The sequence below is a fragment of the Leptospiraceae bacterium genome (assembly GCA_024233835.1).
GTDB lineage: Bacteria > Spirochaetota > Leptospiria > Leptospirales > Leptospiraceae > JACKPC01.
This window is the reverse complement of record JACKPC010000002.1, coordinates 308,770-323,357: the sequence shown is the minus strand read 5'-3', so window position 1 is coordinate 323,357 and position 14,588 is coordinate 308,770. Positions and strand designations below refer to the sequence as shown.

Sequence of the window (14,588 nt, the reverse complement as noted above, 5' to 3'; positions counted from 1 at the left end):
CCGATTATTTTACAATAAATAGCTCTTCCACATTAAGCAATAATATCAAGCCTAAATTTGTGTAAGCGATATGAGGAATGTAATTTAGTTCCTTTCCACTTAAATGTTGGCTTGCCGGTTCGAGGCTTGAGTGCGAAATTTCTATAACTTCAGATATGCTCTCCGCTTTGATGGCTACCTGTTTTTCATTCATTTTCAAACGAATAATAACAGATCGTCCATTGAAAGCTTTTTCTTTTTGTCCCATTAAAACAAGGAGATCCAAAACGGTTACAACATCTCCTCTGAGGTTTACAATTCCGGCAATATACTCTTTAGAATGGGGAACATCTACTATTTGGATTGAATTTTGTACTTCAAAACAAAAACGAATATCAGCACCGTATAACTGGCCATCGATAACCCAGGTTAAAATTTGTAGTTTATCATTTTTTGCTTCCACTGTAATTGCCTTCTTTATGCGAAAATTTTCCCTATATAATGAAATCTTTCTTTGTTGAGTTTTGAAAGAAGATCTACCGAATCAATAACAAGAGTCGTATGGCCATCGATAAGGGCTTCTCCAATGATAGCAACTCCTTCAAAACTTCCGGAAGATTCAATATAATTTATATCTCCTATAACATCAATAATCCTATGAATAATGATGCCAATATTTCGTTTGCCTATAGAGGTTATGATGACATACAGTTCGTTGGTTTCTAATTCTTTCTGTTGTATATTGTAAATATCTTCCAATCGTATAACAGGAACAATGTCATTTTTGTATTGGATAATATCAATACCGGATAAGGTTTCGATACTATTAGATTTGATTTTTTCAATAACCACAACTGATGAAGAGAGAGTAGCAAAGTATTGACCTGAACTCTCAAATAATAAATAACCGCTTTTAACTTTGAGTTCTTCCCTGAGTTCTTCTTTCTTTTCTTTATCCTGCATACTGCTTTGCATACCGTAGAAATCAGCCATTCCGGGAACATCAAGAATTAGCACAGCTTCACCATCTCCCATAATGGTAGCACCTGAAAACAGTTTTAAATCGCTAAAGTGTTCTCCCAGTGGTTTAATTACAATTTCTTCTGTTCCGAGCATTTCATCAAAAAGAAGTCCAAAAAAGTAATTATCTGATTTTACAACAACAATGTAACTTGGTTGAGATTTGCTTTCTCTATCCGGATATAACAGGTTTCCTAAATGTACGATTGGTAAGAGTTTATCTCTTAAGCGATACATACTGTGTCCATTGACAGTTGTGTAAAGCGATGGATCGAATTTAATAAGTTCAGAGATATATTTTTGAAATAGTGCATATTTCTTTTCCATTACAGAGATGAGCAAACAGGAAATCACAGAAACTGTCTGGGGAATCACCGCTGTAATCTTAACACCTTTACCTTCTTCACTTTTTAAATGGACGGTTCCTCCAATATTTTTAAAACTACTTCGTACTACATCCATTCCCACTCCGCGACCGGAGGTTTCTGTAACTTTGCTTTTAGTGCTGATACCCGGCATAAATATAAGCTCTTCAATTTCTTCTTTTGTGAGCTTATCTGCTTCTTCCCTGGAGATAAGACCTTTCTTGACAGAGGATTCTTTTATTTTTGCAAGGTTCAGGCCTCTACCATCGTCTTCAATTTCGAGTCGAACATTGCCACTTTGTAGGGATGCTGAAATGGCAATAATTCCGGTTTCTTTTTTGCCTTTTTGTAATCTCTCTTCCGGACTTTCTATTCCGTGATCGATAGAGTTACGCAAAATGTGGACAAGTGCATCCAGAATGGTATCAATCATGGTTTTATCTAATTCGACTTCTCCACCATCCAGATCCAGACTTACTTTCTTATCCAGATTTTTAGCGGTATCGCGAACTATTCGGGTAATTCTCTGATAGACAGTGTTTAATTCCTGCAACCTGGTTCTCATGATTTTCTCATGAAGTTGGGTGATGAGTTGGCTCATCCTCGAAAGAATCACACTTCCTTCTGAGTCATTTATAATCGCAGCTCTTTGCAAAAGTTGATTGCGGGTAATAATGGTTTCTCCTACAAGATTAATTAAATCATCTAAGAGATGGATTTTTACTTTTAAATAAGACTCTTGCGAATTTTCTTTTTGAAGATTCGTAAAAGCATCGAATGCATTCTGTGTTACTTTATTTAAAGGTTTTTCCTGATTTGTGTCCTGCTCTTTTGCGATTTCAAAAGATTCTGTTTTATGAATAATTTCAATAAAAGAAGCTTTGATTCCTTTTTCTGCAAGTAGATTAATGGGGTCTTTATTAGACAAAAGCAATATAGAATATAAACAATAATAATCTTTCCCTTCTTCAATAGGCTTTAGACTTTCAGATATAACTTTCTTTTGTAAGATATTTTCATCAAGGCTTTGGAGAGCGGAAATAAAGTCTATTAGACCGATTCCTATTTGTTCGGTAAGATTTAGTTCAACGTGAAATAGATTCAGGTTTCTGTCTTTTGCAATCTCTATATAATTTGAATAATAATCTGAATTAGAATTTATATCATTGTCTTCTATATCTACAATTTTTGGTTCAGAGGGAGTATTCGGTAAGAGTTGCTGATTGATTATTGCTTCGAGTTCATGGACTAACTCTGAAACATCGAAATTCTTTTCTTGCTTGATATTATTAAAAATAACTTTAAGTTTATCAATGGTTTTTAATAATAAATCAATAATATCTTTGTTCAGGCTTATTTTTTCGGAGCGTATTAGATCCAGTAAATTTTCCGAACGGTGGGATAATTCTTTTACATTTTGAAAATCAAACATTCCAGAATTGCCCTTTAGTGTGTGTATGGCCCGAAATACAAGGTGAACTTTTTCGGGTTCATAATTGTTTTCCAGATCCAGAATGGCGGTCTCGGCTGTATTTAAAAGCTCTTCAGCTTCGACTACAAAATCAGCTATTAATTTTTCATAATCAGGTAACATAATTATTCCCTATCTATAGAATCTAATAAATCTCCGACACCGAGTTCTGAGAGCGCGGTTTCCAGTTTTTCATTCACCTGCATGGAGATAGTCGCATTTTTCTTTCTCAGGTTTTGAGAAAATGAAAGTAATATACCAAGTTTATCAAGGGGGATATCCACTATATTTTTCAACTTATACCGAATTTCTTTGTTCTCTGAAAGAGATATAAGCTCTATAAGGGATGATACAAATCTATCATTTGTATTTTCGAAATCTGATTCATCCAGAAAAACATTTATGGTTCCGGCTTTTTGAAAAACATTCATAGTATACCCCTAAGATAATATTCCTTTTTAAATAATTCAATTGCTTTTTTATGCTTTCATAACTTTTCTATTCATAATCGATTGATCTTAAAAAATGAGATTACTTCTTGTAACTTTTGTGCTTGTTCCTGTAAAATTTCCGATGTTGATGATACTTTCTCTGCCTCTTCCGAGTTACTTGTAGTTACGTTACTTAATTGATTCATAGCAGCATTAATTTGTTCCATCCCTGCTTTTTGTTCTTCAGAAGCTGAGGATATCTCCTGTATTAAATCAGCAGTTTTTTGTATGTCCGGAATAATTGCATTTATCAGATTTCCGGCTGTTTCTGCTACCTCCAAACTCGCTGCAGCTAATTCTACAATTTCACGGGCTGCTAATTTACTACTTTCTGCAAGCCTTCTGACTTCGGTAGCTACAACCGAAAAACCCAATCCGTGATCAGCTGCTCTGGCAGCTTCAATAGAGGCATTTACAGCCAGAAGATTTGTTTGCGAAGCAATTTCTTCGATAACCTGGATTTTTTTTACTATGGATTTCATTGCCTCAAGGGTGTTGGTTACTGCTTTTCCACCTTCTTCAGCCCTTTTGGAAACATTAGAAGACAATCTATTTGTTACTTTTGCATTCTCACTGTTTTGAACAATTGTAGCTGTAATTTCTTCCATAGATGCAGAAGATTCTTCGACACTGGCTGCCTGTTCGGTTGAGCCTGAGCTTAAAGCACTTGCAACGCTATTTAATTTGTTAGAGTATTCGTATAAATCTTTCGAACTTTTGCTGATGGTCTGTATAGTTCCAGAAAGTTGATCGATAGTGGTATTTATGGAAGTTTGAAGTTCTCTAAAAGAACCATTGAATTCACCTTCAATTTTTCTATCAAGATTTCCTTTGGCTAATGCATTAATAGACTTTATAGATTCGTTGATAGGGAATACGATGCTATCTAAGGTAGAGTTAATTCCTTCAATAATTTTGCGAAAATCACCGGTGTATTCTTCTTCATTAGCTCGAACGGAAAGAGTTCCTGCTTTTGCAGAATCCAGGAGATGTTCAATGTCTTCACTCATTTTTCGGAAAACCTTAAGCATATTATTTAAGGCCTGTCCTACTTTTCCTATCTCATCGACTCCAATATTTCTTACCTGTGAAGAGAAATCACCTTTCTTTTCTACATTATTAATGGTTTGAAGCAGAAGGGATAAGGGGGACATGATAGAATCGGATATCAGGGAACTAACTTTGAGGGAAGTCAGGGTAATGATAATGATTAAAATAATCGTTATCATAATAATAACTATCTTAGTAGTTTGAGCGTTCGAATAAAACGTGTCACCTTTATTTTTCGCAAAACTGATTACTTTATCAATTCTAATAGTAAGTTCCCCAACGAATTTTGTTCCCTGGACCTTAACTTTATTGGCGGCTTCTTTTCTTTTACCTTTTTTGGAAAGCTCGATGATATCATCTCGTATAGGTTTCCAGGAAGCAAATAATTTCTTTGTTTCCTCTATCTCTGTTTTATCACCTAAAAACCTTTCAAGCACAATATCAAAAGCTAAAAAAGCTTCTTTTTCATAAGTATTTATTTTCTGAACGGCATCTTCTACTTCTTTATTGTTTTGTGCCAGAGCAACATCTTTCATGGAACGATTGATCGCTATTATGTTGATTTTTGCATCTCGAATGGATCTACCTACAGTATAAGGATGTTTATACAATTTTTCGGTTAAGCCTGCAAGGCTAAACATTTGCACAACATTTATTACTCCAAGCAATAAAGTTAAAAAAACTAATACACTAAAACCTAATTTAAGTTTTTTTGCTATACTCAGGGAATGCAATTTACGTTTGTATCTTTTTATGAAATTCATTTAATCACCTTTTTAGCAGTACAGTTCTTTTGAATATACGAAAGCAGTCAATTTACTTTTTCCAGTGGAACCTTTTGTTTTAAAGAAGCCAGCGAGCCACCGGTGGCTCGCCTACGATTGAAAAAACCTCCTGAGTTTTCTGAGAAAATACAGTGACTGGTGTAACTCTTTATTTTTTCAACAAGCATTTCATTCATTGTTTTCTTCTTCATTTTCATCTTCAAGATGTCCCTGCAACTTGAAGTAAGAAATAGTTTCACTCAAACTAACCGATTGACGTTTGAGAATTTCTGAAGTAGCGGCGAGATTTTCTGCTTCTTCGGAATTCGATTGGGTAACACTGCTGAGCTGACTCATGGCAGCGTTAATTTGTTCCATGCCTGCTTTTTGTTCTTCCGAGGCAGCCGAGATTTCCTGAACGAGATCTGCCGTTTTCTTGATATCAGGGATGATGTCCTGAATGAGATTACCGGCTTCTTCTGCGACGGTAAGACTGTTAGCCGCGAGTTCGGAGATTTCCTTGGCGGCAAGCTTACTGCCTTCAGCGAGTTTACGAACTTCGGTAGCCACAACGGAGAAACCGAGTCCGTGCTCTCCGGCCCTTGCAGCTTCAATAGAAGCGTTAACCGCGAGCAGATTGGTTTGAGAGGCAATTTCTTCGATGATGTGGATTTTCTTCACGATGTTTTTCATGGCATCGAGAGTGTCGAGAACTGCCTTGCCTCCATCTTCCGCTTTAGAAGAAGCCTTGGCAGAGATGGAATTGGTAACTTTCGCATTATCATTATTCTGGGCGATAGTAGCCGTGATTTCTTCCATGGAAGCAGAAGATTCTTCTACACTGGCAGCCTGTTCTGTAGCCCCTGAACTGAGTTTATGAGCCACATCGCTGAGTTTATTGGAGTTCTGGTTGAGTTCTTTGGAAGCTTTGGTAAGCTCAATAACAATTTCGGAGATTTTTACAATGGTAGCATTCACCGAATCTTTGAGTTTGAGATAAGCACCCTTATAGTCTCCGTTGACCTTTTTATTGAGGTTTCCGGCAGACATAGAGTTGACGACCTGAATGGTTTCGTTGAGAGGGTTGACAACGGAATCCAGAAGAATGTTGACACTTCCCACCATATTGCTGTAGAAATCGAAGTCGAAGCGTTTGGTATCTCCTCTGACAGAGAGTTCACCTACAGAAGCGGAATTGTAGATTTTTTGCATTTCTTCATTGAGAGTCTTCATATTGCTTCTGAGAGCATCGAGAGCATTATTGATGAAGATTTTCTTACCGGGAAGTTTATCCATGACTTTGGAAAAGTCACCTCTCGAATAGGTAGAAACATATTCAATGATCTGTCGTTTTAAAGTAATATGGGAATGTGCCAGATTGTTAACCTGGTTCACCATATCTTTGTAGAAGCCCTGGTATTTGTCAGCTGGAGCTTTGTAGTCAATGTCTCCTGCATCGTGGATTTCCTGCATTTTTTGAATATCTCCCACAAAACCACTGAGGTTTCCTATCATGCTATTCAGGTTTTCCTTAATAACATTAAAGTCTCCATTGTAATTATCGGTAATCTTAGGAGGCATGTTTCCCCTGGATATGTTGTCCACATAGTCGGCTGCTACGTTTAAAGGATTAATCACTGCATCAAGGGTCTGATTGACTCCATCTACGATTTTCCGGAAGTCTCCTTTATACCTGTTTGCGTCTGCCCTCGTAGCCAGTTTTCCATCGATAGCTGCACGAATCAGGGTTTCTGTGTCTTTTAGCATATTCTGAAATATTAAAAGAAGGGAATTTAAAGCATCTCCTACTTTTCCAACTTCATCCTTACTTTCAAGTTTTACCTGGACAGAAAAGTCTCCATTGTTTTCGACTATATTTAATGTATTCACCACTTCCTGTAAGGGTGCCGTAATCGATTTGGAAGTGAAGAAGCTAATTGCAAAAGCAAGAATTAAAAAAGTCAGGGTTAAAGCAATCAGAATGTTTCTAGAATTCGATACCATCTGTTCTGATTCGGTTGCACTATTGGCTGTGAGACCTACCTGGAACTTATAAAGATCAGCCAGGGAATTGATTAAGTCGAGCTGGACAGGTCGTAATTCTCCAAAAAGAAGTTTGGAAGCTGCTTCTTTATCTTCTTTTTCAATAATCAATTCCATGTACTTATCCAGGTAGCTAATAAACTTTTCTCTCTGGGTTAAGACATTTCCAAGAAGTTGTTTACCTTTCTCTGACTTTACAACCGTTTTCAGGTAATCAGCATCTTCTCCGACCTTTGTCCTGGTTTTTAAGATAAGTTCCTTTTCTTCTAATATTTCTTTTTTTGTTTGGAACAAAAGGAGGTTACGAAGAGATCTGGCTATCTGGTTGAGATTATCCGACATGATACTTACCCTATCCATTTTGGGAATCCTATCTTTCGATACGAGGTTTATGAGTTGATTTAAGTCGTTTAATTTAAACAAAACATAAACTACTAATAAAACAGTAAGGACAATCATGGTTAAATAACCCAGATTGAGTCTGGCTCCGATTTTTAAATTCTTAAGCATTTTTTACTCCTTGATTTTTTGAAGTTTCCTGTCCCTGTAACTTGAAGTAGGAAATAGTTTCACTCAGACTAACCGATTGACGTTTGAGAATTTCTGAAGTAGCGGCGAGATTTTCTGCTTCTTCGGAATTCGATTGGGTAACACTGCTGAGCTGACTCATGGCAGCGTTAATTTGTTCCATGCCTGCTTTTTGTTCTTCCGAGGCAGCCGAGATTTCTTGAACGAGATCTGCGGTTTTCTTGATATCAGGGATGATGTCCTGAATGAGGTTACCGGCCTCTTCTGCAACGGTAAGACTGTTAGCTGCAAGTTCAGAGATTTCCTTGGCGGCAAGTTTACTGCCTTCAGCGAGTTTATGAACTTCAGTAGCGACAACAGAGAAACCGAGTCCGTGCTCACCGGCTCTTGCGGCTTCAATAGAAGCGTTGACAGCGAGCAGATTGGTTTGAGAAGCAATCTCTTCGATGATGTGTATTTTTTTCACGATGTTTTTCATAGCATCGAGAGTGTCGAGAACAGCTTTACCTCCATCTTCAGCCTTGGAGGATGCTTTGGCTGAAATTGAGTTAGTAACTTTCGCATTATCATTATTCTGGGCGATGGTAGCGGTGATTTCTTCCATAGAAGCAGAAGATTCTTCCACGCTGGCGGCCTGTTCTGTAGCACCGGAACTGAGTTTATGTGCCACATCACTGAGTTTATTTGAGTTCTGATTGAGTTCTTTAGACGCTTTGGTAAGTTCAATAACGATTTCAGAGATTTTAGAAATGGTAGCATTCACCGAATCTTTGAGTTTGAGATAAGCTCCCTTATAGTCCCCATTGACCTTTTTATTCAGATTACCGGCAGCCATGGAGTTTACAACCTGAATGGTCTCATTGAGTGGATTAACAACAGAGTCAAGAAGAATGTTGACGCTTCCCACCATATTGCTGTAGAAATCGAAATCAAAGCGTTTGGTATCGCCTCTAAAGGAGAGTTCACCTACAGAAGCAGAATTGTAGATTTTTTGGATTTCTTCATTCAGAGTCTTCATATTGTTTCTGAGAGCATCGAGAGCATTATTGATGAAGATTTTCTTACCGGGAAGTTTATCCATGACTTTGGAAAAGTCACCTCTCGAATAGGTAGCCACATATTCAATGATCTGCCGTTCTAAAGTAATATGGGAATGTGCCAGATTGTTAACCTGGTTCACCATGTCTTTGTAGAAGCCCCGGTATTTGTCAGTGGGAGCTTTATAGTCTATATCCCCTGCATCATGGATTTCCTGCATTTTTTGAATATCTCCCACAAAACCACTGAGGTTTCCTATCATACTATTCAGATTCTTTTTGATTTTATTGAAATCTCCTTTATACTCATCAATGATTTCAGGAGGCATATTCCCTCTGGATATGTTGTCCACATAGTCGGCGGCTACGTTTAAAGGAATAATCACCGCATCAAGAGTCTGGTTAACACCGCCTACAATTTTTTTAAAGTCTCCTTTATACCTGTTTGCATCGGCCCTTGTAGCCAGTTTTCCTTCAACAGCAGCTTTTATAAGAGTTTCTGTGTCTTTTAGCATATTCTGAAATATTAGAAGAAGGGAATTTAAGGCATCTCCTACCTGTCCGACTTCATCCTTGCTGTTGAGATTCACCTGGACTGAAAAGTCACCTTCATTTTCAACACGGTTAAGAGATCTTACAATTTCTTGCAGGGGATTTGTAATTGAATGGGTAGTTAGAAAGCTAATCGTAAAGGCTACAATTAGAAAAATTAAGCTTATAATCATTAAAATATTTCTGGCTGTTTTTACCTGACTTTCTGATTGTACCGAGTCGTTTTCTGCCAGTTTTGTTTGGTAGTTGATTAAACTTTCAATGGAGTTTAAAAAACTCAGCTGATGAGGTTGAACTGTTTCAAATAATAATTTGTTTGCTGCATCTTTATCTTCTTTGTCTATTATAATCCGAATGAACTCATCCAGAACTTGAAGAAATCTGGCTCTATTTGCATTCAAATCGGATAATAGTTTCTTTCCTTCTTCGGTAGTAATGCTATCTTCAAGGTACTTTACATCGGTCGTGATACTTTCTCTGAGCTTTAATATTTCTTCCTTGAATTCCTTTTGCTTTGTTTTATTAGTATTTATATATATATATAAAGCATTTTTATACACCAGGTTGTTGTTATCGATGATATGGTTGGCTTTCGCAACTTTAGGAATACGGTCTTTGGCTACGAGGGTATTTATATGACTCAATTTGTTAAATTCCAAAATCACGTAGATAACAATGGCGATAGCTAATAGGATCATACTGATGTATCCTATATTTAGTCTGAGTCCTATCCTTAAATTTTTAAGCATTTCACACTCCAATTTGTATACATTATAAAAGACCTTTACCTTTCCGGGAAATATCTGGATTTCTGACGGCTTGTAAATTAAGCCAGATATAATGTGGCTCGTTCGCCTGTTGTTTACTCAAGTTCAACTTTGTTTTTATCAAAAACTCTTCCCCATAAGAACTTTTTCCCATTTTTTAATCTGAGTTTTACTCTTTCTCCCTGATTTCCGGAAGAGTAGGCTCTCGCTTTTCCTATGATTCTAATTCCTTTATGCTTATATAAAAATTCGGTATCTTTTCCATTTTCGACAAGATAAGTTTTGCGAAGATATTTACCCTCAATTATGGAATGCTCCGGAATTTGACGTATTGTAATATACCTATTCAATGTATTTTGCAAGTACTTTTTTGAATGTGTATCTGCAGAAAAAATATCCTGGATAATGTAATTTTCTCCTAATTTTAATTCTTCTCCTTTGCTAATCGTTCGAGTACTTACAGGAAGAGTTTGTTTAACAGATACTTCAAACTTAATTCTTTCTGAATGTATTTTCCTTCCTTCAAAAAAAAGGTTTAAAGAAAAGATTCTATAACCAGCAGCAATTTTATCTGGGAAATTTGCCCAGCGGTACTCTATACCTTTTCCGGGTAAAAGCAAGTCGTTTTTTGCTGATTTTACTTTAATATTCTCATGATTTATGTCATTTCTTTTTATTATTTCAGCTTTTAAGGAATTTTCTAATTCATTTGCTGTAAAATTGCGATTCAAAGGTATTAGTAAGCAGCTTGAACCGGCTATTTGTAGGTTTTTTTGTTCATCCTCCGGGTAGGTGGCCAGTAAATCTTCTTTTGTTAGAAAAACCGGGGTATCCGGGGTTTTGAATAGGGCTTTGTCTTTTGTGGTATTTCGAATCTTAGCCACATCTCGTAAATAGACAGCATTTCGAGAGATAAAGACTTTTGTTTTTAGGGCTATGATTTCTGTGGAATAAAGGGGAAGGTTTAGGAAAAGTAGGAGAAGGAGCCGGATTTTTAAAGGTTTCTTGAGGTAGAACATACAGGCATAAAACCCGGCTATAAATAAACTAGGAATCTATCTTTTGAGCTGGATAGCTGTTCCTAACATGTTATCGGAAGTCTGGATTGCCTTGGAATTGGATTCATAGGCTCTCTGGGCGACAATCATATTCACCATTTCTTCCACGACTTTTACGTTACTCATTTCTAAAAAACCCTGAAGAAGCCCACCCATTCCATCGAGGCTGGGGGTTCCCGGAATCTCGGGACCGGAAGCCATGGTCTCTTTAAACAGGTTTTTTCCTATAGCCTGAAGACCTGCCGGGTTTACAAAACGGTAAAGTTCTATCTGACCGATTACAGTAGGGCGAATGTCATTATTTACTTTTACAGTCACTTCTCCCTGTTCGGTTACCTGTAAAGTATTGATAAGAGCACCTTCGGGAAGAACAATAGGAGGTTCTAATAGGTATCCGTTGGAAGTAACGACCTGCTGATTGGAATCGATCTTAAACGAACCGTCACGAGTGTAAGAAAAGGTTCCATCGGGTAATTGTATTTTAAAAAAACCGATTTCACTGGTAACTGCTATATCTAACTTGTTACCTGTTGATTGGAAAGAACCGATCTCAAACAATTTTTGAGAAGCGGCAGCCCGAACTCCGTGTCCGACATTCACTCCTGTGGGAATTTCACTGACTGCCGTTGCCGGTGTGCCTGCCAGTACCTGGTGCTGGTACACCAGATCTTCAAAATCAGCGCGATTTTTCTTGAAGCCTGTTGTGTTGACGTTTGCCAGATTGTTTGAAATTGTATCTATATGAAATTGTTGAGCGGTCATGCCTGTAGCAGCCGTCCAGAGTGAACGCATCATAAAACCTTTACCTCTAAAAGAAGAATCGGCTATTCTGATAAAAGCTGAAATGGAAATTTAAAAAAATAATAGAAAGGCAGATGTAAAGATTTTCCCGCTCTATTGAGTCTATTCGTATTAGGAGATAAATAGAAGATGAGCGAAATTTTTAACGAGGACGAGTTAAATACCGAGATTTTAAAGCTTCAGGAGGAGGCTTTGCTTCTGAGAAAAGAAAAAGAAACGATTCAAAAGATGGAAGCAAAGCTCACAGAAAAAATTAAAGAATGCCTGTTATAACCAGCTGGTTCTATAGTCTTTGACATATTGCTCAAAGCTTGAAGCTGTAGTGCCCAGGACACTTCTAATGTCTTCTGAAACGGGCGCGGTTAGATTTATTCGGACGGTTTCATAAAGTTGTAGAAGGAAGTTTACTGATGAATCGGGCAAACCGTTTTGTAGCATTTCTCTCCTTGCTATTGTGGGATCCACAGCATCGAAATGGATTTCTTTCCCTATTTCTTTAGAGATTCTGTCTATGGCATCCGGATAGGCCAGGGCCTCGGGTCCTGTCAGGGTATAGGCTTTTTTTCTATGACCCTCATCTAAAAAACTGTGCATGGTCACGTTGGCAATGTCTCTGACATCCACAAAACTGGTTTGACCGTCTCCGACCGGAAGATGCAGGAGTCCGGAACGGATGGATTCTAAAAACATTGTATTAAAATTTTGCATAAACCAGTTCGCTCTCAAAAACGTATAGTCCACTCCGCTATTTTCTATATAAACTTCTATTTTTCGCAAAGGAGCCTCTTCTGAGTTTTCCACTCCCATTGCTGAAAGGAAAATGATATGATTAATACCTCTTGTAATTGCTTCCTGAATAAATGGAATAACAATTCTGTCAGAAAAGCTATTTGCGGGAGGGGCAACTAAAAAAAGTTTTTCTACATCTGATAAGGCATTGTTAAAGGTGTCTCTTCTTTCGTAAGAAAACTCAGTCCATTCCAGACCGGAGATTCGTTTTCGTGATTGCAGGGTCATAGGGTTACGCGTACAGGCCCGAACCTTAACTCTTTTTTGGACTAACTGTTTACAAACCTCAAAACCTACATTTCCGGATGCACCCGTTACCAGAATATAACTATCTTTCATAATTCCGATTCCTTGTTCTTATCTTTTTAGAAAAATTGTTTTTCTAAAAAAGAGTAGAAGTTTTTTGGAAACTTAGTCAATTTATTTTTTTGGAGTGAGTATGAAAATTGGGCTGGTGAAACATTTCAATGCCAGGCCCCTGACTTTCGGCTTTGAAGAAAGTGGGGAACATGAGCTGGTTTATGATAATCCTTCGGTTTTAAAAGATTTACTACTAAATGGAGAGCTGGATACGGCCCTGATTTCGTCAGTAGAATGCCTGAGACATAAAAACGAGTTATCCTATTGTTCTGAGGTTGGAGTTTGTTCCAGGAATAAGGTACGATCCATTCTTTTTTATAAGAATCCCGAAGAAATATACCCTCCCGAAAAGATTTATGTGGATTCGGGTTCCAGAACCAGTGTGGCTCTAATTACTCTCTTAGTTCTTATGGAAACCGGGAAACGGGTAGAAACGGTTCCTATGCCTGCTTCTGAAATTATGATGAAGATACAGAGGAGGGAAGGTTCACATATGTTATTTGGAGACCATGCTTTATTTATGTCCGAAGCTCCCGGCTTTATCTGTATCGATCTGGCTGAATGGTGGTTTCGCTTGACCGGTAAGGGCTTTTGTTTTGCATTCTGGGCTTATCCTAAAAAACTCTCAATGCCGGATTCCCTATTTATGGATTCTCTAAAATATGGACTTTCGCAACTAAATAAAATTATACTAAAAGAGACTCGATTTCCCCCGGAACTCAGTCGTGTGTATCTCGAAGAGGAATTGCACTATTACCTTGAAGAAAATGATAGAGCGGGTTTTTTACAATTTTCTAAAGCCCTTGAAGAGAATGGCTTACTATTTTAGGGTAAGCTTATTTTGTAAAACCAGGAATGAAGCCCGGGTTTTTCCAGTGTATCGGATAAAGAAAAAATATAACTGAGTTGTCCTTCTCTACAAAAGCTCTTTGTTGTTTCACAACGAGAGCCCACTGGAAAATAAACATTGAAGCGAACATAACCTTCCCCGAGGTACTTCAAGGTTTCATTGTGGATCTTTTTTTCTCCGGGAGAGATAACTCTTTCTTCCTGTGATTTTCTTAGAGATTTGAATTCTCTTCTAACAGAAAGGGTTTTGTCCTTGCGTGTAACAAAAAGGGAACCAAGAATTACACCATCTAACTGAGATATTTCTTTAAAATCAATTTTGTAGACTACCTTTGCTTTTTTTCTATCTCCAAAAATTGGATCATTGTCTGAAGCCGGTAAGATTTCAATTTTGTAATTTCGAATTTTAAGATTATTGGAAAATAATCCTTTATTGATACGTTTATTAATTTCTTCTTCCTGAATAGGAAGAAAGCGAATCAGCGACTCCTCTTTTTTCTTTTGAAGAGGCACTTTATAGGAAATCTGGACATAGCCGCTAAAGCCTCTTATAAAATAAAGGGATTCTTCATATTCAAAACAGTTACTGAGACTGATTAGAAATAAAAAGCTACAAAAGAGAAACTTTTTCATGCAAAACAAGGTTTTGCATCTGGTTTCCTAT

13 protein-coding genes are annotated in these 14,588 nt (G+C 37.4%); 2 read left to right on the top strand and 11 right to left on the bottom strand.

Features of this window, described 5'->3' with window-relative positions:
* Window positions 1–4 precede the first annotated feature (4 nt).
* The 9 genes from H7A25_10720 to flgG form a co-directional block, all read right to left on the bottom strand.
* Window positions 5–442, bottom strand: coding sequence for a chemotaxis protein CheW (locus H7A25_10720; GenBank protein ID MCP5500367.1), 438 nt, complete (start codon window positions 440–442; stop codon window positions 5–7).
* 14 nt (window positions 443–456) lie between these two features.
* Complete coding sequence (locus tag H7A25_10715) at window positions 457–2,958, bottom strand: chemotaxis protein CheA (protein ID MCP5500366.1); 2,502 nt, start codon at window positions 2,956–2,958, stop codon at window positions 457–459.
* A gap of 2 nt (window positions 2,959–2,960) precedes the next feature.
* On the bottom strand, window positions 2,961–3,266 hold the full coding sequence (locus tag H7A25_10710; GenBank protein MCP5500365.1) for a hypothetical protein: 306 nt from the start codon (window positions 3,264–3,266) through the stop codon (window positions 2,961–2,963).
* A gap of 71 nt (window positions 3,267–3,337) precedes the next feature.
* Window positions 3,338–5,140, bottom strand: coding sequence for an MCP four helix bundle domain-containing protein (locus tag H7A25_10705; GenBank protein MCP5500364.1), 1,803 nt, complete (start codon window positions 5,138–5,140; stop codon window positions 3,338–3,340).
* A gap of 47 nt (window positions 5,141–5,187) precedes the next feature.
* Entirely contained in the window at window positions 5,188–5,352 is a 165-nt protein-coding gene (locus H7A25_10700) for a hypothetical protein (protein ID MCP5500363.1), read from the bottom strand.
* Window positions 5,330–7,693: an MCP four helix bundle domain-containing protein gene (locus H7A25_10695; protein MCP5500362.1), complete on the bottom strand. Its 2,364-nt coding sequence runs from the start codon at window positions 7,691–7,693 to the stop codon at window positions 5,330–5,332. The genes H7A25_10700 and H7A25_10695 overlap by 23 nt, the downstream gene beginning before the upstream one ends.
* Window positions 7,686–10,049 (bottom strand): MCP four helix bundle domain-containing protein, encoded by a 2,364-nt coding sequence (locus H7A25_10690; GenBank protein ID MCP5500361.1) that lies wholly within the window; start codon window positions 10,047–10,049, stop codon window positions 7,686–7,688. The genes H7A25_10695 and H7A25_10690 overlap by 8 nt, the downstream gene beginning before the upstream one ends.
* Before the next feature lie 113 nt (window positions 10,050–10,162).
* The gene (locus tag H7A25_10685) at window positions 10,163–11,086 is read right to left on the bottom strand and encodes a flagella basal body P-ring formation protein FlgA (GenBank protein MCP5500360.1); all 924 of its coding nucleotides are present in this window, start codon (window positions 11,084–11,086) and stop codon (window positions 10,163–10,165) included.
* Window positions 11,087–11,122: 36 nt separating this feature from the next.
* Complete coding sequence (gene flgG / locus H7A25_10680) at window positions 11,123–11,920, bottom strand: flagellar basal-body rod protein FlgG (protein ID MCP5500359.1); 798 nt, start codon at window positions 11,918–11,920, stop codon at window positions 11,123–11,125.
* 135 nt (window positions 11,921–12,055) lie between these two features.
* Here flgG and H7A25_10675 point away from each other — a divergent pair, with 135 nt between their 5' ends.
* Window positions 12,056–12,199, top strand: a complete 144-nt coding sequence (locus tag H7A25_10675) for a hypothetical protein (GenBank protein MCP5500358.1) — start codon at window positions 12,056–12,058, stop codon at window positions 12,197–12,199.
* On the opposite strand, the gene H7A25_10670 is transcribed toward H7A25_10675, so the two are convergent.
* Window positions 12,194–13,054: an SDR family oxidoreductase gene (locus H7A25_10670; protein MCP5500357.1), complete on the bottom strand. Its 861-nt coding sequence runs from the start codon at window positions 13,052–13,054 to the stop codon at window positions 12,194–12,196. The genes H7A25_10675 and H7A25_10670 overlap by 6 nt on opposite strands.
* A 100-nt stretch (window positions 13,055–13,154) precedes the next feature.
* Here H7A25_10670 and H7A25_10665 point away from each other — a divergent pair, with 100 nt between their 5' ends.
* Window positions 13,155–13,904, top strand: coding sequence for a hypothetical protein (locus tag H7A25_10665; protein MCP5500356.1), 750 nt, complete (start codon window positions 13,155–13,157; stop codon window positions 13,902–13,904).
* Here H7A25_10665 and H7A25_10660 read toward each other — a convergent pair.
* Window positions 13,901–14,557, bottom strand: coding sequence for a hypothetical protein (locus tag H7A25_10660; protein ID MCP5500355.1), 657 nt, complete (start codon window positions 14,555–14,557; stop codon window positions 13,901–13,903). The two genes, H7A25_10665 and H7A25_10660, sit on opposite strands and share 4 nt — an antisense overlap.
* Window positions 14,558–14,588: the final 31 nt, after the last annotated feature.